At 38.8% G+C, this 20,755-nt stretch carries 17 protein-coding genes; 11 read left to right on the forward strand and 6 right to left on the reverse strand.

The genetic code is table 11. The features are described 5' to 3' along the window. Positions 1 to 108: 108 nt before the first annotated feature. On the forward strand, positions 109 to 966 hold the full coding sequence (tesB, locus tag A3Q34_RS10810) for an acyl-CoA thioesterase II (RefSeq protein WP_070375372.1): 858 nt from the start codon (positions 109 to 111) through the stop codon (positions 964 to 966). Here tesB and A3Q34_RS10815 read toward each other — a convergent pair. Next, positions 963 to 2,216, reverse strand: coding sequence for a mechanosensitive ion channel family protein (locus A3Q34_RS10815; protein WP_070375373.1), 1,254 nt, complete (start codon positions 2,214 to 2,216; stop codon positions 963 to 965). The two genes, tesB and A3Q34_RS10815, sit on opposite strands and share 4 nt — an antisense overlap. A 26-nt stretch (positions 2,217 to 2,242) precedes the next feature. Then, complete coding sequence (locus tag A3Q34_RS10820) at positions 2,243 to 3,145, reverse strand: acyltransferase (protein ID WP_070375374.1); 903 nt, start codon at positions 3,143 to 3,145, stop codon at positions 2,243 to 2,245. A 420-nt stretch (positions 3,146 to 3,565) separates the two neighbouring features. Here A3Q34_RS10820 and proB point away from each other — a divergent pair, with 420 nt between their 5' ends. Further along, positions 3,566 to 4,663, forward strand: a complete 1,098-nt coding sequence (gene proB, locus A3Q34_RS10825; protein ID WP_070375375.1) for a glutamate 5-kinase — start codon at positions 3,566 to 3,568, stop codon at positions 4,661 to 4,663. 30 nt (positions 4,664 to 4,693) lie between these two features. On the opposite strand, the gene A3Q34_RS10830 is transcribed toward proB, so the two are convergent. The 3 genes from A3Q34_RS10830 to ilvC all read right to left on the reverse strand — a co-directional run bounded on the left by A3Q34_RS10830 (position 4,694) and on the right by ilvC (position 7,306). Further along, on the reverse strand, positions 4,694 to 5,089 hold the full coding sequence (locus tag A3Q34_RS10830) for a Fis family transcriptional regulator (RefSeq protein ID WP_070375376.1): 396 nt from the start codon (positions 5,087 to 5,089) through the stop codon (positions 4,694 to 4,696). 285 nt (positions 5,090 to 5,374) lie between these two features. Next, positions 5,375 to 5,692, reverse strand: coding sequence for a pyrimidine/purine nucleoside phosphorylase (ppnP, locus tag A3Q34_RS10835; RefSeq protein ID WP_070375377.1), 318 nt, complete (start codon positions 5,690 to 5,692; stop codon positions 5,375 to 5,377). Positions 5,693 to 5,821: 129 nt separating this feature from the next. After that, the gene (gene ilvC, locus A3Q34_RS10840; RefSeq protein WP_070375378.1) at positions 5,822 to 7,306 is read right to left on the reverse strand and encodes a ketol-acid reductoisomerase; all 1,485 of its coding nucleotides are present in this window, start codon (positions 7,304 to 7,306) and stop codon (positions 5,822 to 5,824) included. A gap of 199 nt (positions 7,307 to 7,505) precedes the next feature. Between ilvC and ilvY the strand changes: the two genes are divergently transcribed. After that, positions 7,506 to 8,384, forward strand: coding sequence for an HTH-type transcriptional activator IlvY (ilvY, locus tag A3Q34_RS10845; protein WP_070375379.1), 879 nt, complete (start codon positions 7,506 to 7,508; stop codon positions 8,382 to 8,384). Between the two features lie 123 nt (positions 8,385 to 8,507). On the opposite strand, the gene A3Q34_RS10850 is transcribed toward ilvY, so the two are convergent. Beyond that, positions 8,508 to 10,031 (reverse strand): YifB family Mg chelatase-like AAA ATPase, encoded by a 1,524-nt coding sequence (locus A3Q34_RS10850; RefSeq protein WP_070375380.1) that lies wholly within the window; start codon positions 10,029 to 10,031, stop codon positions 8,508 to 8,510. A gap of 500 nt (positions 10,032 to 10,531) precedes the next feature. Between A3Q34_RS10850 and ilvG the strand changes: the two genes are divergently transcribed. The 8 genes from ilvG (at position 10,532) to A3Q34_RS10890 (ending at position 20,700) form a co-directional block, all read left to right on the forward strand. Next, positions 10,532 to 12,196, forward strand: coding sequence for an acetolactate synthase 2 catalytic subunit (ilvG, locus tag A3Q34_RS10855; protein ID WP_070377107.1), 1,665 nt, complete (start codon positions 10,532 to 10,534; stop codon positions 12,194 to 12,196). A gap of 1 nt (position 12,197) precedes the next feature. Further along, positions 12,198 to 12,443 carry an acetolactate synthase 2 small subunit gene (gene ilvM / locus A3Q34_RS10860; RefSeq protein WP_070375381.1) on the forward strand — a complete coding sequence of 82 codons (246 nt, stop codon included), beginning with the start codon at positions 12,198 to 12,200 and terminating at the stop codon, positions 12,441 to 12,443. 115 nt (positions 12,444 to 12,558) lie between these two features. Continuing rightward, positions 12,559 to 13,485, forward strand: a complete 927-nt coding sequence (locus tag A3Q34_RS10865) for a branched-chain amino acid transaminase (RefSeq protein ID WP_070375382.1) — start codon at positions 12,559 to 12,561, stop codon at positions 13,483 to 13,485. Positions 13,486 to 13,721: 236 nt separating this feature from the next. Beyond that, a complete protein-coding gene (ilvD, locus tag A3Q34_RS10870; protein ID WP_070375383.1) occupies positions 13,722 to 15,584 on the forward strand; it encodes a dihydroxy-acid dehydratase in 1,863 nt (620 codons plus the stop codon). Positions 15,585 to 15,619: 35 nt separating this feature from the next. Further along, positions 15,620 to 17,191 carry a threonine ammonia-lyase, biosynthetic gene (gene ilvA / locus A3Q34_RS10875; protein ID WP_070375384.1) on the forward strand — a complete coding sequence of 524 codons (1,572 nt, stop codon included), beginning with the start codon at positions 15,620 to 15,622 and terminating at the stop codon, positions 17,189 to 17,191. 137 nt (positions 17,192 to 17,328) lie between these two features. Next, entirely contained in the window at positions 17,329 to 18,762 is a 1,434-nt protein-coding gene (locus tag A3Q34_RS20890; RefSeq protein WP_231907339.1) for a DUF418 domain-containing protein, read from the forward strand. 235 nt (positions 18,763 to 18,997) lie between these two features. Next, positions 18,998 to 19,768, forward strand: a complete 771-nt coding sequence (locus tag A3Q34_RS10885; RefSeq protein ID WP_070375385.1) for a response regulator — start codon at positions 18,998 to 19,000, stop codon at positions 19,766 to 19,768. 209 nt (positions 19,769 to 19,977) lie between these two features. Continuing rightward, positions 19,978 to 20,700 carry a helix-turn-helix domain-containing protein gene (locus A3Q34_RS10890; RefSeq protein ID WP_070375386.1) on the forward strand — a complete coding sequence of 241 codons (723 nt, stop codon included), beginning with the start codon at positions 19,978 to 19,980 and terminating at the stop codon, positions 20,698 to 20,700. Positions 20,701 to 20,755: the final 55 nt, after the last annotated feature.

Below are 20,755 nucleotides of genomic sequence, written 5' to 3' on the forward strand. Positions count from 1 at the left end.
GATACTACCTTGCAGCGTATGAATTTTCAACAATTTTAAAATGTCGCTAAAGATATAAATTATAAATATGCTATAGTCAAAATTTCATATCAGTGAGTGCTAAATATTATGAGTCAAGTGTTGGATGATTTATCTTCATTATTAGAATTAGAGGTAATCGAACAAGGAATTTATCGTGGTCAAAGTCAAGATTTAGGCTTTCGTGCGCTGTTTGGTGGTCAAGTAATGGGACAAGCTGTTTCTGCCGCTCAAGAAACAGTAGATTCAGCACGTAATGTTCACTCTCTTCATTCTTATTTTCTACGTCCAGGCGATGCGAGTAAGCCGGTTGTTTATGAAGTCGAAAGTATCCGTGATGGAAAAAGTTTTAGCACTCGCCGTGTTAAAGCAATTCAAAACGGTAAAGATATATTCTATATGACGGCCTCTTTTCAACAATATGAAAAAGGCATTGAGCATCAAGATCTCATGCCTGATGTACCCGCACCTGAAGATTTAGCGTCTTACACCGATTTTATTTTCGATAACCAAGATAAAATACCTGAAGAAATTAGAGGTAAATTTTTAGCTGAAAAGCCCATCGAAATGCGTCCTGTTGAACCTTATAATTGGCTGCAACCCGAAAAGACAGCACCTAAGTCTCAGATGTGGATAAAAGCAAACGGCACCTTATCTGATGATTTACGTATTCATACCTATATGCTGGCTTATACCTCTGACTTCTTGTTTTTACCAACGGCTTTATTTCCGCACGGCTTGAGTCATTGGCAACCCAATTTACAGATTGCCACTATTGACCATGCAATGTGGTTTCATCGCCCATTTCGTTTTGATGATTGGCTGCTTTACGTTATGGATAGTCCGTCAGCAAGTGGCGGCCGCGGCTTAGTTAAAGGGCAAATTTTTAATCGTCAAGGACAGCTTGTTGCCTCAACGATGCAAGAAGGCGTGATTCGTCAACGTTAAAATTTTCGACTCGAGCGACTTTTTTGCCAGTCATAGCCGGTAGGATGTTGAAAAACACGTAAACTGAATACCGGTGCCATAGCGAATAAATGGTCAAAAATATCGGCTTGTATACCCTCATAATTCTTCCAGTTTTGGTCATTACTGAAACAATATATCTCCAGCGGTAAGCCTGAGTCAGTTGCCGCTAATTGCCTGACCATACAAGTCATCTCATCATGTATTTTTTCATGTTTAGCCAAATAAGCGGTAATATAAGCGCGAAAAGTTCCGACATTGGTTAACTGCCGGCTATTAACATTATCGTTAGATAAATTAGCCGTTTTTAAACTCGTGGTGATTTCATCAGATTTTTGCTGTAAATAATCTTTTAATAAACTAATTTCTTTGAGTTTTTCAATCTCTGCATTTTGATAAAATGAAATACTGTTAATATCAATAATAATGCTACGCTTAATGCGTCGACCACCTGAATTGAGCATGCCTCGCCAATTCTTAAATGAGCCGTTTATTAAGGCGTATGTAGGAACGGTTGTCACGGTATTATCAAAGTTTTTTACTTTAACCGTATTTAAACCAATCTCAATCACATCACCATCAGCACCATAATTAGGAATTTCAATCCAGTCACCAGGCGCGACCATTTTGTTCGCTGATATTTGAATACTAGCGACTAAGCCTTTAATCGTGTCCTGAAATACTAATAATAAAACAGCAGTTAATGCACCTAAACCACTGAGTAAATAAATAGGTGACTTATCTAAAATAAATGAAATAGATAAAATAGTGGCAACCAAATAAATAGCCAGTTTTATCACTTGTATCGTTGAGCTTAAGGGTAAGTAACGGTCACGCGCCGTATTTTGATAGAGACTTCTAATGACGTTTAAAACAGCACTGATAGAACGTGCAATTTGAAAGCTGAGAGCTATTTTTACAAAAACTACTAAAACGGCGCCAAGTAATGCCTGTTCGGGCAGTAAAATAGGCGTTAAAAACAGTAGTACGAATAACGGGATTAAAAAAGCGAAGCGAGAAAAAACATTATGCTCTAATAAAACATCATCCCAAGTGTTTTTTGTTCTGCTGACCATTTTGTTAACAAAAGCTAATACCTGATATTTTGCGAGGTAGTAACCCAATGCCGAAATGACAAAAATGAGCATGCAACCAACAAAAATGGTGGTCATCGCTAAATACGCTTCGGCGATACCTTGGTCAGTTAACCATGTGCTAATGAGTTCACTCATTTAAGTTTCCTTTTTCAATTTCAATGTTATTTAGCGGTATTATCATTATTAAACTCGATAAGTTTTTGGTCTTTATCAAGCCATAATTGATTAACCCACTTTTGAAATTTTATTTTAAAATTTCGATCGCGCACATAGTCTCCAAGAAGCTCATCGCCAATATTTGAAACCTCTACATTGACATTTACCTGTTTAATTTTCCCCGCTAAAAAATCACTAAAAGTAGGGATGCCCTCTGGGTAATGAATGGTAATATTGACTATTTTATGCAAGTTGCCACCCATGGCTTCTAGCACAAAACCTATGCCACCCGCTTTAGGTTTAAGTAGATGTTTAAACGTGGAATTTTGCTTATCGTGCTTTTCGTTAGTGAAGCGTGTTCCTTCTATAAAGTTCATTATACTGACGGGTTTATGCTTGAATTTAGCACAAGCTTTACGTGTGGTTTCAACGTCTTTACCTTTTAAATGGGGATTCTTTTTAATGAAAGATTGGCTATAACGCTTCATAAATGGAAAGTCGAGAGCCCACCAAGCCAAGCCTAAAAAAGGCACAAAAATAAGTTCTTTTTTTAAGAAAAATTTCAAAAAAGGAATTTTGCGATGCATGACTCGCTGCAAGATAACAATATCAACCCAGCTTTGGTGATTACAGATGACCAAATACCATTCTTTCATGGTTAGTTGATCTAAGCCGGTTACCTTAATTTCTGTTTTATTAAAGAGTTTTTGAATGAAGGTGTTAACACCCACCCAATTGCTTGCCATTTGATCTAATAAATAGCTGAACATTTTTTTAGCAAAGGTTAAGGGAATAATAGCCTTACAAAATGAAAATATAATAATAGGTATTAACCAGAAAAGCGTATTAACGGTATAAATTGTTAGCGAAATAATATGAATAAGTAGCGGAGGTAAAAAATTCAACATGGAATACTTGCTCAATATAACAAAAATAAATAGATGTTAGATCATAATCTGATTTGAAGTAATTTTCAGCAAAAACAGTGAAATAAATTAATCCCGATTAACAACCGTTTGAAATCGATTAATCATCAAGCTGTTGAAATGAGTGAAAGTTAACAAGGCTTAATGTTAATAATTAGCAGAAATAGGCGTTTTAGGCGTCTATTATTGATATTTTAGAATGAGGTAAAAACCACCATCTTGTTATTTCAAGTTAAGTAACTCGCCATTTCTTAAGTTTTAAAGGATATAAATACCGAATTAATTCGATATAACAAGTCAACAGCCTAAAAATGACAAACTCATCTATATTATGGCAAAAAGTTGATTGCAAATTACCTGCATATCGAGGCATGCTAGGGGCTGGATCATAGGGGAACAACAATGAATTTTAATCGTGCGGTAATTAAAGTAGGCAGTGCTTTGGTTGCACCAGACAATAACGGCTGTAGTGGTAAGTATATTCTTGCTATTGCTCGTTTTATTACCGAATGCCAACAGGCAGGTAAAGAAATTATTATCGTTTCATCGGGCAGTGTTGCTGCAGGACGACAATTGATTAAGCACGGCTCTCCCGTTCCCTCTATTCCCACTAAACAAGCGATGGCATCCGTTGGGCAAATGAAAATGATGGCGAATTGGCAGCGCTTTTTTGATGTTCCTTGTAGCCAGTTACTCATTACCCATGGAGATTTAAAAGATCGCCAGCGCTACATCAATATTAAAAACACCCTACGTATTTTATTAGAAAATGGTGTTATCCCTATTGTTAATGAAAATGACACGGTCGCGACTGATGAATTGAAAGTCGGTGATAACGATAATTTAGCCGCCTTAGTCGCTTTAGTGAGTGAGGCTGACTGCTTATTCATCTTAAGCGATATCGATGGTGTTTATGACCAAGACCCGCGTGAAAACCCTAAAGCAAGGTTACTCCCTGAAATTCATGAAATTACCGCTGAAATTCATGCCATGGCTGGAACAACAAATAACGTTATTGCCACCGGTGGTATGAAAACAAAAATTCAGGCCGCGGAAAAAGCGGTTGAAAATGGCATAGAGACTTATATTTTAAATGGCAGTCGTAGTGAAGTTTTTCAACAGATATTAAAAGGTGAAAACCCTGGTACACATTTTAGTGCCAAACAAGCGGCGACCAAAGCACGCAAACACTGGTTAAAACATACCTTAAAAAGCAGTGGAAAAGTACATCTTGATGCGGGTGCAGTGCATGCTGTGGTTAATGAAGGTGCTTCGCTATTACCCTCAGGTGTCAGTCAAGTTGACGGTGATTTTGTCGCTGGAGAGTCTGTTGATATTATTGACGCGCATTCTAAAAAGCCGATTGCCAAAGGTATTTGCCAATACAGTCAACGAGATTTGTTGCGTATTATGGGCTGTAATAGTGAACAGATAATCACTTTATTAGGTTGTTGTCCCAGTAAAGTGATTATTCATCGTGATGATATGGTTGTTTTATAAGGCTAGGAAACGGGGTAACTACCTGAGGCTCTAGCGACCAAACTGTTTACTTTGTGTTGGCTTTTGCTTAGTCACTCTTAATTTTAGACGTTCAGGCCATTGACCACTATGGTCACGTAAGCAAGATTCCTCACTATCTAAATGCACATTGTGGCGAACGTTTTTTAAGACAATACCCACTTTGAGTAACTGCTTTTGAATGACATCACGCAAGTGGTCATCAACTTTTTGTTCTTTGGCTGCAATCACTTCTGCATCGATATTGAAAATACAGGTCACCACTAAACTCGCGGGAAAATTAGTGTAATTAGCGCGATGGGTTAACCAACAGAAACCATCAACCTCGCTAGTGAAGTCTTCGCAGGCTAATTTAAGTGCTTTACAAACATTATTATCGATTTTTTGCGTGGTTTTATTGAGTTTCATTATTTATATTCAGCAATGGCTATTAAAGATGATTTTTTCATTAAATGAATATGATTGATAGTAAATCAGCAATGTTTTTAGTGGCGAGGTGTTAAATAAGGTTTAGCGGTTATCGGCAAGGACGAGGTCAATTACAATGATAACTTAACGTTAAATGTCGGTGCTTGTTTTAAGGAGGTGTCACTTTTAAGGTATCAGTGATTTTTTGTCGGTAAGGGTGACTTAAGTTAATGATAAGCACCTCCATTATTCACGGAGGTACGGTTAAAGCCTATAGATGTGGCTTTATGCTGCTATGTAAGAACAACAATAATCAGCTAACGTTTTTACTTTGATATCAAATTTAGCATCGGCGTCGACATAAAAGTGTCCACCTGCAGAAATGCTTTGCCATTGCGTCTCATTAGGTAATAATATTTCAACCTCACCAGCGATAATTTCCATCAATTCTTTTTCCGCTGTAGCAAAGGTATACTCACCAGGCATCATAATGCCTAAGGTTACTACTGAGCCATCTGCTAACGTTACTTTTCTGCTAGTTACGTTGCCGTCAAAATAAACATTAGCGGCCTTGGTCAGTGTTACATTCTTTAATTCTGTCATGATAATTTTCCTCTTTGATATAAAATAAAGCGCTGCAGTTTAACACTTGCTGGCCAGAAAATAATACCACTAGATTATCTGGCTTAAGTGTTTACCTTTCGTGATCTACAACGCTCGTTTTATTTTATTTTATTGATTTGACTCTACAATGCGTTTCATATCGGTCATGTAACCACGTAATTTTTTACCTACGCTTTCGACACCATGGCTGCGAATTGCTTCGTTAACCTCAATCAAGCGCACGTTATCAACGCCATTTGAGCTTTCCTTTAAGCCTTCACCTAATTCTTCAAGTGACAATTTACTGGCGAAATCACTAAGTAAAGGTTGTGCAGCATGGGTAAATAAATAGTTACCGTATTCAGCGGTATCTGAAATGACTACGTTCATTTCGTACAATTTGTTACGGGCAATACAGTTAGCAATTAACGGTGTTTCGTGTAATGACTCGTAATACGCTGATTCTTCAATGATACCCGCAGCAACCATAGCTTCAAAGGCTAGTTCAACACCGGCTTTTACCATAGCAACCACAAAGATGCCTTTGTCGTAGTATTCTTGTTCGGTAATTTCAATGTCGCAATCAGCTGCTTTTTCAAAAGAAGACTCAGCTGTTTCTTCACGCCATTTTAATAAGTTCACATCATCATTTGCCCAATCTTCCATCATAGTGGCAGAGAAGCGACCTTCGATAATGTCGTCCATATGTTTTTCAAATAACGGACGTAAGATGACTTTTAATGCTTCAGACATATCAAACGCTTTAACTTTAGCAGGGTTTGATAAACGGTCCATCATATTGGTGATACCGCCATGCTTTAAGCCTTCTGTTGTTGTTTCAATGCCGTATTGTAATAGCTTACGTGCATACGCAGCATCCATACCTTGCGCAACTAACTGCTTATGGCCAAGTACTGCTGCGGTTTGCAACATGCCACATAAAATAGTTTGCTCGCCCATTAAGTCAGACTTCACTTCAGCAATAAATGATGATTCAAGTACGCCGGCACGATCGCCACCAGTAGCTGATGCGTAAGCCTTAGCTATTGCTAAGCCGTTACCTTGTGGATCATTCTCAGGGTGAACAGCAATTAAAGTAGGTACACCAAAACCACGTTTGTATTCTTCACGTACTTCAGTACCCGGACATTTAGGGGCAACCATGACTACAGTGATATCTTCACGAATTTTCATACCTTCTTCAACGATATTAAAACCGTGTGAGTAGGCTAAAGTTGAACCCTGTTTCATATGAGGCATAACAGCAGTAACAGCAGAGGTATGTTGCTTGTCTGGTGTTAAATTAAGCACTAAGTCAGCTTGTGGTATTAATTCTGCGTATGTACCTACGGTAAAACCGTTCTCTGTCGCCCATTGCCAAGATTGACGTTTTGATGAAATGGCAGCTTCACGTAATGCGTAAGAGATATTTAAACCCGAATCACGCATGTTCAAACCTTGGTTTAGCCCTTGCGCGCCACAACCGACAATGACAATATTCCAGTCTTTAATAAAATTACAGCCATCGCTGAATTCTTCACGCTGCATAAAACGACATTTGCCTAACTGACCTAATTTTTCGCGTAAACTTAAGGTGTTAAAATAATTGCTCATTGGGTTATCCTTTTGTCTCAAATCGACTCAACGTAATGCTGGCGATGTGATTATTTAATGGCTTTATCGGTCTTTCCGACGATGGAGTTATCATAGCGCAAGATTAATGTTGCTTAAAATGATATATTCGCAAGGTGGTGTTGCATAAAGTGCAACGATTGGTGGGTAAAATGTTGTCAATGAATGGTAAGAGTAAATAATGGATCTTAAATCGTTAAAAATGTTTGTGCATTTAACCCACAGTCTTCATTTTGGGAAAACCGCTGAAGCCCACCATGTCAGTACTTCTACCTTAAGTCGAATTATCCAAAGGCTGGAAGATCAGTTAGGTTGTTTGCTATTACATCGTGATAATCGTTCAGTCGTGTTAACTGAAGCAGGCATGTTATTTTATAAATATGCCGAACAGCAACTTGAACAATGGCAATTATTGCAATTGTCGCTCGACCAAAAGCAGGCTGAACTACAGGGTAAACTTCACATTTATTGTTCTGTTACTGCCGCTTATAGTCATTTACCACCGCTATTGGAACGCTTTCGCCAACAACACCCGCTAGTTGAAATTGTATTAACGACCGGTGATGCTGCTGATGCCTTTGACCAAGTACAGCAAAAGTTGGTAGATTTTGCTTTTGGTGTAAAACCTGAAAGCTTATCAAGAATGTTTTATTTTCAGCATATTGCTACTGTGCCGTTGGCCGTAATTGCACCGACGATGGCTTGTCGAGTTCAGCAACAATTACAAGACGAAACGATTATTTGGTCTGAAGTACCGATTATTTTAGCTGAGCATGGTGCGGCGCGTAAGCGTTTTGAGCTTTGGTATCGTAAAAAACAACAAGGTAAACCCAATATTTATGCAACAGTTTCGGGTCATGAAGCGCTTGTTAGCATGGTTGCTTTAGGTTGTGGTGTCGGCATGGCCCCAAAAGTTGTTGTTGAAAATAGCCCGGTAAAAGACCGGGTGCAATATTTACAAAATGTTGGTGATATTGAGCCGTTCGACCTCGGCATTTGTTGTTTAAACCAAAGTCGAGAACAAACCTTAGTCAAAGCCTTCTTTGAGGCAATTAAATAGTCTCAGCAACCGCTTTATCACTAGAGAATAGCCATTGTTATTGGCTAGAAGGCTTTTTGATAAGATGCTAATGCCAGATATATTCAATATGACGACTTTAATCTTATTAATTGTGATGTCCGGTTAAAAAGAAACAGCATCGGTTAGGTGTCTCAGTAATCGGTCCATTGCGCGATAAGACAGCGCTTCAATGATATGTTCATGTTGAATATCTTCAATACTATTCATGTCTGCCAAGGTGCGCGCTATCTTTAATATTTTATGGTGGGCGCGGGTAGACAAACCAAGTTTTTCAACGGCAAGCTCTAAAAACTCATGCTCATCAGTACTCAGTTTGCAAAATATCCGTGTTTCAGCACTCCCTAAGTGAGCATTTGCTTTCCCTTGCCGCTCTAATTGTAATTCTCTACACAGCGCAACCCTTTTCTGTATTTGCGCAGAACTTTCATTGTTATGATCATCCTTTGCCCACATACCCTTGGGTAAACGGGTCACCTCAATTTGAATATCAATTCGGTCAAGAAAAGGCCCCGATAGGCGATTTAAATAACGTAGCACTTGTTCGGGTGTGCTGCGGTTATCATTGTAAAATCCGGTTGGGCTAGGATTCATCGCAGCTACTAATTGAAATTTTGCTGGAAAGGTTTGTTTGTACATTGCTCTAGAAATGGTAACTTCTGCTGATTCCATGGGCTCACGTAAAACATCGAGCACTTTACGAGCAAATTCAGGTAATTCATCCAGAAATAATACGCCATTATGCGCTAATGAAATCTCTCCCGCTTGTGGTTGGCTGCCACCACCAACCAGTGCCGCAGAAGAAGCCGTATGATGGGGAGCGCGAAAGGGGCGAGTTAACCAAGATTTATGATTGATTTTTTGATGGCTAATCGAAGCGATAGCTGCTGCCTCTAACGCTTCACTTTCGCTCATTGGTGGTAATATTCCAGGTAAACGGCTCGCTAGCATGGTTTTGCCCGTACCAGGTGGCCCAATAAAAAGTAGGTTGTGCGCGCCACAAGCGGAGATTTCTAGAGCTCTTTTTGCCAGTGGTTGGCCAATAACATCAGCAATGTCTTTGCTGGTAGGCACTTGATAATACTCTACTGCTTTTGCAGACACCAAAGGTAGCGAGCGTTGCTTTAAAAAGTGTGGATATAATTGACTTAAATGTTCTATTGATAAAATATTGGCCTGCTTAACCCAACTCGCTTGTTCAGCATTTTGTTTAGGAATAACTAAGGTTCTTTTAGCGTTAGCGCAAGCAATTGCCATTGGAATTTCACCAATAATTTCACGCAATTCACCAGAAAGCGCAAGTTCGCCAGCAAACTCATATTGGCTTAAATCTGTATTAGGCAGTTGCTTACTCGCAACCAAAATACCAAGCGCTATCGGTAAGTCGAAGCGACCTCCTTCTTTAGGTAAATCAGCGGGGGCTAGATTTATGGTAATTCGCTTTGCTGGGAACTGATAACCACAATTGATGATAGCGCTGCGCACCCGATCTTTTGATTCACGTACCGAGGTTTCTGGTAAACCGACAATATTAAATACCGGCAGTCCATTGGCTAAATGCACTTCGACAGTGACAAGGGGAGACTCAAGCCCAACCCGGGCTCTGCTATAAATACAAGCTAAGCTCATAAAAATCCATTTAGTTAGCATCCTGTAAGTTAAGTTTAGGCAGGATTTATCTAAAGTGCTAACGCATCATATAACTAAATTATTTATTTCAATTAAAAAACGCTAGTAAAAAAACTTGCACTTAATATTAGAGCTATGGTACTAATTTAAATAGGCAGTGCAATAGCCAACAAATTTAAAAGTTTTTCATTTTGTTTTTATAAAGAATCAAGGTAATTGAATAAACATGCAAAAATTTAGTTCAGTGATTATTAACATTCTCGTCGTGGTGATTATTAAATCATCGCGAGGTTGTTTGTTGAGCTAAGAAAAACTAAAGCAAAAAACAAACCCTCGCTCCGAAAGGAACGGGGGTTTTTTTATAGATAAAGATGAAAATAATGATGGTCAGTTTTAATATCAATATTTTATATCAATAAATCATACCAACTCAGCGCAAAGGAGAAAGCTCAAACTAACGGTTATGCAAAATGTATTCAGTTGGGTGGGTTAAAAAAAAGATGACAAGTGAAAAGAAACAAACAGGCGGTTCATTACTTTTTGACGTACTTCAGCAGCACGGTGTTGAGCATGTTTTTGGTTATCCTGGTGGCGCTATAATGCCAATTTATGATGCACTTACCGACAGTGACATCCAACACTTCTTGTGTCGCCATGAGCAAGGTGCGGCATTTTCAGCAGTAGGTTATGCAAGAGCATCCGGTAAAGTAGGGGTTTGTTTTGCGACTTCTGGACCGGGGGCAACTAATTTAATTACTGGCCTTGCTGACGCCCTTGCCGATTCAATTCCTATTGTTGCCATAACTGGACAAGTTGCTACTTCGGTGATGGGCTCTGATGCTTTTCAGGAAATCGATATTTTTGGTTTATCACTCGCCTGTACTAAGCATTCTTTTCAGGTAACAGATATTAATGATCTTGAAAAAGTTTTACATCAAGCCTTTGCTATAGCATTGGAAGGGAGACAAGGTCCTGTTCTTGTCGATATCCCAAAAGACATTCAAATTGCGCATGTGGTTAGCCAAGGCAGTGTAGTTTCAACCTTGAAAAATAAAGTTAATTTACCACCGGCTAATGTTGGTTCTGCAATCGCTATGCTTTGTCATGCAAAACAGCCTGTTTTGTATGTGGGTGGCGGTGTAGGTATGGCAAACGCGGTCGATGAATTACGCGATTTTATTGATATTACCCATATACCGAGTGTTTCAACATTAAAAGGTTTAGGTGCTATTTCGCCTAATAATGAAAACTATCTTGGCATGTTAGGCATGCACGGCACTAAAGCGGCAAACTTAGCGGTACAAGAAAGTGATTTATTGGTGGTTGTTGGTGCACGTTTTGATGACCGAGTTACTGGGAAATTAACTGAGTTTGCGCCCCATGCGAAAGTTATTCATTTTGATATAGATACAGCCGAGATTAATAAACGCCGAGCCGCTGATTCAGCGATCTTAGGTGATTTAAAAACTAATCTACCTGCCTTATCGATTCCTTTAGAAATCAAAAGTTGGCAACAAAAATGTCAGCAAATGAAAGCTGATTTTTCTTGGGATTATAATCATCCTGGCAGCACTATTTTTGCACCAGCGGTACTTAAAGAGTTGAGCGATAAAATGCCGCTAAACAGTTGTGTTACCACTGATGTTGGTCAACATCAAATGTGGGCGGCACAGCATATGTCATTTGATCACCCTAGTAACTTTTTAACCAGTGCTGGAATGGGCACCATGGGCTTTGGCTTACCGGCCGCGATCGGTGCACAAGTTAGCCGACCAACAGATTGTATTATTACTGTTTCAGGCGATGGCTCTATCATGATGAATGTGCAAGAACTCTCAACAATAAAGCGTTTTCAGTTACCGGTAAAAATTGTCCTCATTGATAATGCCAAATTAGGTATGGTCCGCCAATGGCAAGATTTATTTTTTGATGGACGTTTAAGTGAAACAGATCTTTCTGATAACCCTGATTTTGTCATGCTTGCAAATGCATTTGACATTAAAGCTAAACAGATAAGCTCTAAGGCAGAGGTTTCTGAGGCGATTGAAGAGATGTTAGCGCATAACGGGCCTTATCTTTTACAAGTTAAAATAGATGCCGCAGATAATGTTTGGCCACTAGTTCCACCCAATACAGCCAATGATAAAATGATGGAGAGTACTTAAGATGAACCATTATCAATTACGTATAAAGGCTGATGATAAGCAAGTGGTGTTAGAGCGTATTTTACAAGTCACCCGCTACCGAGGCTTCCTAATCGAAGGCATTAAGGCGCGAGTTAATACCGGTACAAATATCGGCACTATAGAATTAATGGTGCGAAGTGAGCGACCTATTTCACTTTTAGTTGATCAAATTAATAAACTGATTGATATCAAAGACGTCAAGGTAGACAAAAATACCACGAAGTAATGTCGCTCATAACCAGTTATAATAATTGCGCAACAAGCACCCATAAAAATTCAGAGTTGGTTGGGTAATTAAACTACAGCTAACTCGTTAAAAATATTATAAATTAGGAAGAAAAATGGCTAAAGTAAATGCAGAACTAATTTGGTTTAATGGTGAACTCATGCCTTGGAAAAATGCTACCGTGCATGTAATGAGTCACGCTTTGCATTATGGTTCCTCGGTATTTGAAGGTATCCGTGCTTATGATACTCATAAAGGTACGTGTATTTTTCGTTTAGAAGAACATATTAAACGTTTATTTGATTCAGCAAAAATCTATCGAATGAATATCCCTTTTACCCAAGAAGAAATTGTTCAAGCCTGTAAAGATGCCGTTGCTGAAAATGGTTTAGCTTCTGCTTACTTACGTCCGTTGGCTTTTTTAGGTGATATCGGTATGGGGTTACGTCCACCTATTGATGCAAAAGCTGATGTAATGATTGCTGCATTTAGTTGGGAAGCTTACCTAGGCGCTGATGCTATTGAGAATGGTGTAGAAGTTGGAGTGTCAAGTTGGAATCGATTAGCACCTAACACTATGCCAACAGCAGCAAAAGCCGGTGGTAATTACCTTTCATCACAACTGATTTCAGCTGAAGCTGCTCGTCATGGTTATGCTGAAGGTGTCGCACTTGATATCAATAATATGGTTAGTGAAGGAGCCGGTCAAAACTTATTTTTGATCCGCAAAGGTATTCTTTATACCCCTCCTGGAACGGCTTCGATTTTACAAGGTTTAACCCGCGATACTGTATTTTTTCTTGCAGAACAATTGGGTTATGAAGTACGTGAAGAGCCAATTTCTCGTGAGTCATTGTACTTAGTTGATGAGTTCTTTATGTGTGGCACAGCAACGGAAGTTGTACCAGTAAAATCAGTGGACGGAATGCTTGTCGGTAATGGTACCCGTGGACCGATCACTAAAGCTATTCAAGAAGCATTTTTTGGTATTTTCAACGGAACGACTACTGTTCCTGATAATTGGTTAGATCCCGTTAAATAACGGTAATAAAAGCAACTCGTTGTCATTACCACTTTACCGGCATCGGCAATACTCGCTTCTCGCGATAAGCCCGTTACGCCTTCTTTGCTAAAGTGGCAAATGTTGAAGAGTTGCTATCACCGTAAACTATAAATAAAACCGATAAGGTTTTATTTTAAGAGCTTCTTGGAACAGTAGCTTTCAAAATAAAATTTTTCACAATATTAATTCACATTATCAATTGGAATGTAAATATCATGCCTAAATTAAGATCTGCAACTTCTACTCAAGGCCGTAATATGGCTGGGGCTCGTGCTTTATGGCGCGCAACAGGAATGACGGATAATGATTTTGGCAAACCAATTATTGCGGTTGTTAACTCCTTTACTCAGTTTGTACCCGGTCATGTACATTTAAAAGATATGGGGCAGCTTGTTGCTGGCGCTATTGAAAAAGCGGGTGGTGTCGCTAAAGAATTTAATACCATTGCGGTTGATGATGGCATTGCCATGGGTCACAGCGGTATGCTTTACAGTTTACCTTCGCGTGATTTAATTGCCGACTCGGTTGAATATATGGTTAATGCGCATTGTGCCGATGCTATGGTCTGTATTTCAAACTGTGACAAAATCACGCCGGGTATGTTAATGGCGGCTATGCGCTTAAATATTCCAGTGATTTTTGTTTCCGGTGGCCCAATGGAAGCTGGTAAAACTAAGCTTTCTAACCAAATTATCAAACTTGACCTTGTTGATGCGATGATCCAAGGTGCTGACCCAAAAGTCTCTGACGCGCAAAGTGACCAAGTTGAACGTTCGGCTTGTCCTACTTGTGGCTCTTGTTCGGGTATGTTCACTGCTAATTCAATGAACTGTTTAGCAGAAGCGTTAGGTTTAGCACAACCGGGGAACGGTTCAATGCTTGCAACCCATGCTGACCGTGAACAACTGTTCTTAAACGCGGGTAAAGAAATTGTTAAATTAACTAAGCGCTACTATCAAGAAAATGACGAGTCGGCGTTGCCACGTAATATTGCTAACAAAGCGGCGTTCGAAAATGCCACTTGTTTAGATATTGCTATGGGTGGTTCAACAAATACCGTGTTGCATTTAATCGCCGCTGCGCAAGAAGCTGATATTGATTTCACCATGAAAGATATGGATCGCTTATCAAGAGTTGTCCCGCAGTTATGTAAAGTTGCTCCTTCTACACCTAAATACCATATGGAAGACGTACATCGCGCTGGTGGTGTCATTGCAATTTTAGGTGAATTAGCTCGCGCTAATTTATTAACCATGGACATCAAAAACGTACTGGGTTTAACACTTGATGAAATGCTTGAAAAATACGATATAACGTTAACTAAAGACCAAAGCGTAATCGACTTTTTCCGTGCAGGCCCTGCAGGCATTCGCACCACTAAAGCTTTTAGTCAAGATTGTCGTTGGGATACTGTTGATGACGATCGTGAAAACGGCTGTATACGTTCACTTGAACACGCGTATTCATTAGAGGGTGGCTTAGCGGTATTAGCCGGTAATATTGCCCCTGATGGTTGTGTTGTTAAAACGGCGGGTGTATCAGATGATAATTTAGTCTTTACCGGTCCAGCTCATGTTTTTGAAAGCCAAGATGATGCGGTTTCAGGTATTTTAGCGGGCAAGGTTGTTGCTGGCGAAGTGGTTGTTATTCGTTACGAAGGCCCTAAAGGGGGTCCTGGTATGCAAGAAATGCTTTACCCAACCACTTACTTAAAATCTATGGGGTTAGGTAAAGAATGTGCCTTATTAACCGATGGCCGTTTCTCTGGTGGCACTTCTGGTTTATCTATTGGCCATGTTTCTCCTGAAGCTGGCAGTGGCGGTATGATTGCCTTAGTTGAACAAGGTGACATTATTCATATCGATATTCCTAATCGCGATATTACATTAAACGTCAGCGAAGCAGTTTTAGCTGAACGTCGCACTAACATGGAAGCAAAAGGCAAGGATGCTTGGAAACCACTTAACCGTGTACGCCCAATTAGCTATGCCTTGAAAAATTACGCGATGTTAGCAACAAGTGCTGACAAAGGTGCTGTACGTAACCGTGATTTACTTGACGGTTTAGTTGGGGCGTAAGGTGAATTTCTTGATGACCTTTTGGAATAAATATAATGACTGAAGCTGAACAGCAAGCTTTAGTGCTTGCGAAAGAAACTCAAGAACAAGGGCTCGACTATTTACGAAGAATTCTATTGGCACCCGTTTATGATGTTGCTATAGAAAGTGAATTAACATCATTAACTAAGTTGTCATCACGTTTAGGCAATCAAATTTTCCTTAAACGTGAAGACCAGCAACCGGTTCATTCTTTTAAGATCCGTGGTGCTTATAATAAGCTTGTTAATTTAACTGAAGAGCAGTGTATTCATGGGGTGATTGCCGCTTCTGCCGGTAATCATGCTCAGGGCTTGGCACTTGCAGCAAATAAGCTCGGTATTAAAGCCACGATTGTTATGCCAATAACAACACCTGATATAAAAGTTGATAATGTACGTCGTTTTGGCGCCGAAGTGCGTTTAGTCGGTAAAAGTTTCAATGAAGCGCAAGTTGCTTCATTAGATTTTGCCCGAGATGAAAATAAAACAATAGTTCCTCCTTTTGATGATATCGATATTATCGCTGGACAAGGCACGGTTGCCAAAGAACTTTTACAGCAGCACCCAAAAATTGACGTTGTTTTTGTTCCAGTCGGTGGTGGCGGTTTACTAGCAGGTATGTCGGTTTATTTAAAGCAACTACGACCCAATATAAAAGTTATCGGTGTTGAAGCAGAAGACTCTGCTTGCTTGAAAGCCGCTATGGAAGCCGGTAAACCGGTCGACTTAGAACAAGTGGGACTGTTTGCTGATGGGGTTGCCGTAAAGAGGATTGGTGAAAACACCTTCAATGTCATTAAACATTATTGCGATGACGTCATCACGGTAACAACCGATGAAATTTGTACTTCTATCAAAGACATCTTTGAACAGACGCGCGTGATTTCAGAACCTGCTGGCGCATTGTCACTGGCGGGCTTACAGAAGTATTGTAAAACCAGTGCTGGAGATGAAGCATTAGTTGCTATTCTGTCTGGCGCTAATATGAATTTTCACACGTTACGATATATTTCAGAGCGATGTGAATTAGGTGAGCAAAAAGAAGCGGTGCTCGCAGTAAAAATTCCAGAAAAGAAAGGTAGTTTTAGAACCTTCTGTCATGCCTTAGATGGACGAGTGATCACTGAGTTTAATTACCGTTATGCAACAAAAGCCGATGGCAGCCATAAAAGTGCTAATATTTTTGTAGGTGTTAGAACCAGTGGTGAAGATGATCGAAATCACTTACTGTCACAGTTAACTAAAAGAGATTATCGAGCAACAGATCTTACTGATAACGAATTAGCTAAACTTCATGTCCGCTATATGATTGGTGGCCAAAACTCTTCACCAACGCCAGAGCGTATTTTTCGTTTTCAGTTTCCTGAATATCCAGGTGCATTGGAAAAGTTCTTAGATACCTTAGGTGAGCATTGGAATATTACTTTATTTCATTACCGTAATCATGGTGCGGCTTTCGGTCAAGTATTAGCTGGCTTTGAAGTGAAGAATGATGATCAGCTTGCCTTTTTTAATCATCTAAAAGATTTAGGTTATGAGTGGCAAGAAGAAACCGAAAATAAAGCCTATCAAGCATTTTTAAATTAAATCGAGAGATTATTTAAATAACCTTTACTGATCATATACTAAAGCCACTTTAATTGAAGTGGCTTCTTATATTTTATACTTTTCAATTACAGAAAAATTAGTTTATTCTATATCCATAAAAACTATATGGACAATTCATGATGCAAGTAAGCCAAGAAGATGAATCGGTAATACCCCCCCCTAAGTTAAAACCCTTGGATAAACATAAACGTGTTGATGCCTTAGATATTTTACGCGGCCTAGCTCTCGTTGGTATTTTATTGATGAATATTGAATGGTTTAACCGTGCAATTATTTCTTTAGGCGGACACGATACAACCTTAACGGGTATTGACCATGCAATTGGTTGGTTAATTCGTTGTTTTGTTGAAGGTAAATTTTATAAATTATTTGCCCTTATCTTTGGAATGGGCTTTGCTGTTATGTTGTTACGTGCCAAAGATGCAGGTCGACCCTTTGGTGCTTGGTTTGTTCGTCGTATGTTGGTGTTGCTGCTCATCGGTATAGCCCATATGATTTTTTTATGGGGCGGTGATATTTTACACCAGTACGCTATCGCGGGTTTAATCCTATTAGCTTGGGTTACCTATAAAAAAACAGAAGACCCAAAAGCTTATTTAAAATTAGCCTTAATGTGGCTAATGATCCCTCTTTTTTTGGTGAGTTTTTTGGGTTCTATATTGGGCATGGTTTTTAACGAGTCTAAGTATCAAGAAATATGGCAAAACGAACTTGATATATATACAGCAGTTGAACAGCAATTACTGATAAATACTGATGTTATATTAGAAAAGAACAATGCTATTGATAGTGAAGAGTCTAGTCCTGAAGAAGTTATACTTACCGATGAAGAACTGAGAGAAATCACTATTGCTGAAACTATTGAGCAACGTAAAGTATTACAGGCGGATATTGCTGAAGAAGATAGTGCCTTTATGCAAAATAGTTATTGGCAAGCTACAGAATACCGGCTTGGCTTTCTGGGATTTATGTTGATGTTCACGCCTATTATGTCGTTGGTCGTTTTAATACCAATATTTATCTTAGGTTTTTGGCTGGTGGTGACAGAAAAAATAACCAAACACCAAGAGCATCATAAATTTTTTAGTCTCTTGGCTAAAGTTGGTTTATGCGTTGGTATTCCATTAAATGTTGCTAGCATCTTAATTATTCAACACCCTGCCGCAGCTATTTCAGTCATGCTGCAAGGTGTTGGGCAAACACTTTTTTATATCGGCCAATATTTACTCTCGGCAGGATATTTAGGTCTCGTTGTTTGTGCGTTAAACAAACAAAAGTGGCAGCAGTTTTTTGTCGCATTTTCACCCATGGGGCAAATGGCATTAACCAATTATTTAATGCACTCAGTTATTTTAACGAGTATCTTTTATGGTTATGCGGGAGGGCAATACGGTGAGATATCAAGAGCACCGCAAATGCTTATTGTTATAGCCATTATAGTGATTCAAATAATATTATCTAAATGGTGGTTAAACCGCTACCGCTTTGGTCCCATGGAATGGTTATGGCGTAGCCTAACCTATAAACAAATGCAGCCAATGAAGTTGTAACCTGTGGTAAATTGAAGCGAGTTTACCTTTAAAAGTTAACAAGCAGCCATTGGCTGCTTGTTACATAAAGAAGATAGATTAACTTGTTTTATTGTTTACTTTAATGACGACAATTCTCTTTGTTTAGCAGAAGCAGTTAAGCAAAGAAGAGCCACCGGGTAATATAAGTTTACTTAGTGAAACTCTCAGGTATAGTAATTTATAATTAAGTTTTACTAATGCGAGTGAGTTTTATATGACCCAAAAAAGATTGCTCGTTGTTGAGGACAGTAAGTCAATTGCGCTAGTTATTGAAAAAATTGCTGTTTCCTTAGGATATTCCGTGACCATCGCTCACACCTTTGCTCATGTTAAAGTGTTGCTCGCCCAAGAGCATAGTTTTTTCTTAGCGACGCTTGATTATGGTTTACCTGATGCGCCTAATGGTGAAGTTGTTCCCTATATTGTTCAACACAATATTCCCAGTATTATCATGACGGGCCGAATTGATGACGCTACACATAAGAAATTACTTAACCAACCCATTATTGATTACATTACAAAAACGAATGCTCAGGCTTATCATTACTTACTTCGAATCCTTCATGGTCAACTTCATAACCCAAAAATTGGTGTTTTAGTCGTTGATGATTCTTTAGCCTCAAGAAATCATGTTTGTCAGTTACTTAAACGAAGAAACTTTACAGTTTATGATGTTGAAGATGGTACCAAAGCAATTAAAAAGCTTGAGGAGCAACCAGATATAAAAATTGTGATCCTTGAGCAAGATTTAACCGGGGTGAGTGGCTTAGAATTAGTGCATAAAATTAGAGCCAAACACCCAATTAATGAGTTAATCATTATAGCGGTAGCGAGTTCAGAAAAGAGTTTTCAATCAGCACGATTCATTAAAAATGGTGCCGATGATTTTCTACGAAAACCTTTTTGTCCCGAAGAATTCTATTGCCGCGTTATGCTAAATATTGAGAAGCTACAATATATTGAGAAACTAAAAGATATCAATTAAATTAAGTTTATCCTTAAAATAAAAAAGCAGCCGGTGGCTGCTTTTTTATGGGTAAGCAATGACAATAAACATTTATGTCAAATAACCCTAACAACATTTCTATATTCAACAATATTCTTAAATATTCACCTTTATATTATTGCAGGAATAACCAAGAATAAGTCTGCTGTCGACGGCATTTTAATACTTAATCTAAAAAGGAAAAGCAAATGACGCTTGGTGAACAGTTAAAAAAACTTAGAAATGAAAAAGCATTAAGTCAGCCTGATTTAGCTGATTTAACGGGAATAGAGCAATCTTATTTATCAAAGTTAGAAAATGATAAGTCAATGCCATCAAATGATATTTTTAGAAGGTTATTAGCCGCTTATGAGTTATCTTTAGCTGATTTTATAGCTGCATTCGACAGACGCTACGCTGAGACTCAGCTTAAGCAGATACCTGATATAGAGCATTGGTTAAAGCAGCAACAGCAATCACAAATGTTAAATCAAAGGCGTTATCTTTATATATGCAGTGCACTGATTGTCCTTGCGCTTACTGTATTCTATGTTGGGCAAAGTAAAATATTGTTTCCAGAGGTACAGTTTGGATACTATTCTCAAGGCGTTGTTTTAGCGGGAGAGCCAAAAGATATATTTGATGATTGGGAGAAGATGATCCCGCGAGAAGATGTAAAAAATCAGCTTTACTATAAAAAGAAGATGGAGATGACACAACGTAAGGATGAAAAATTCATATTGTCTGAGAAATTCTTAGGGAAAAACTATGTCGTAACATTACCAGAAGGGCTTCGGCTTTATCGTGCTGATAGTGAAAAAATCATTGCTCAGCCAATAAATGCATGGCTACGAATAGCGGGTGTATTCTTGTTTTTCATGGGAGTTATGGGCTTTATTTTAGAGCGGCGTGTCTATAAAATAGTCACTTAGTCATACTCTTCGAAGCGATAAGTTAGTTGTACCAATAATAACTTATCGCTATTTG

Origin of the sequence: Colwellia sp. PAMC 20917 (assembly GCF_001767295.1) — a bacterium.
In the GTDB taxonomy this organism is placed as follows: Bacteria; Pseudomonadota; Gammaproteobacteria; order Enterobacterales; family Alteromonadaceae; genus Colwellia_A.

Excerpts from the sequence above, each read along its gene's own strand:
- tesB (WP_070375372.1), top strand. The coding sequence starts at position 109 with ATGAGTCAAGTGTTGGATGATTTATCTTCATTATTAGAATTAGAGGTA.
- ilvY (WP_070375379.1), top strand. The coding sequence starts at position 7,506 with ATGGATCTTAAATCGTTAAAAATGTTTGTGCATTTAACCCACAGTCTT.
- ilvD (WP_070375383.1), top strand. The coding sequence starts at position 13,722 with ATGCCTAAATTAAGATCTGCAACTTCTACTCAAGGCCGTAATATGGCT.
- ppnP (WP_070375377.1), bottom strand. The coding sequence starts at position 5,692 with ATGACAGAATTAAAGAATGTAACACTGACCAAGGCCGCTAATGTTTAT.
- ilvG (WP_070377107.1), top strand. The coding sequence starts at position 10,532 with ATGACAAGTGAAAAGAAACAAACAGGCGGTTCATTACTTTTTGACGTA.
- A3Q34_RS10820 (WP_070375374.1), bottom strand. The coding sequence starts at position 3,145 with ATGTTGAATTTTTTACCTCCGCTACTTATTCATATTATTTCGCTAACA.
- A3Q34_RS10830 (WP_070375376.1), bottom strand. The coding sequence starts at position 5,089 with ATGAAACTCAATAAAACCACGCAAAAAATCGATAATAATGTTTGTAAA.
- A3Q34_RS10865 (WP_070375382.1), top strand. The coding sequence starts at position 12,559 with ATGGCTAAAGTAAATGCAGAACTAATTTGGTTTAATGGTGAACTCATG.
- ilvC (WP_070375378.1), bottom strand. The coding sequence starts at position 7,306 with ATGAGCAATTATTTTAACACCTTAAGTTTACGCGAAAAATTAGGTCAG.
- A3Q34_RS10850 (WP_070375380.1), bottom strand. The coding sequence starts at position 10,031 with ATGAGCTTAGCTTGTATTTATAGCAGAGCCCGGGTTGGGCTTGAGTCT.
- A3Q34_RS10890 (WP_070375386.1), top strand. The coding sequence starts at position 19,978 with ATGACGCTTGGTGAACAGTTAAAAAAACTTAGAAATGAAAAAGCATTA.
- A3Q34_RS10885 (WP_070375385.1), top strand. The coding sequence starts at position 18,998 with ATGACCCAAAAAAGATTGCTCGTTGTTGAGGACAGTAAGTCAATTGCG.
- A3Q34_RS10815 (WP_070375373.1), bottom strand. The coding sequence starts at position 2,216 with ATGAGTGAACTCATTAGCACATGGTTAACTGACCAAGGTATCGCCGAA.
- A3Q34_RS20890 (WP_231907339.1), top strand. The coding sequence starts at position 17,329 with ATGATGCAAGTAAGCCAAGAAGATGAATCGGTAATACCCCCCCCTAAG.
- ilvM (WP_070375381.1), top strand. The coding sequence starts at position 12,198 with ATGAACCATTATCAATTACGTATAAAGGCTGATGATAAGCAAGTGGTG.
- ilvA (WP_070375384.1), top strand. The coding sequence starts at position 15,620 with ATGACTGAAGCTGAACAGCAAGCTTTAGTGCTTGCGAAAGAAACTCAA.
- proB (WP_070375375.1), top strand. The coding sequence starts at position 3,566 with ATGAATTTTAATCGTGCGGTAATTAAAGTAGGCAGTGCTTTGGTTGCA.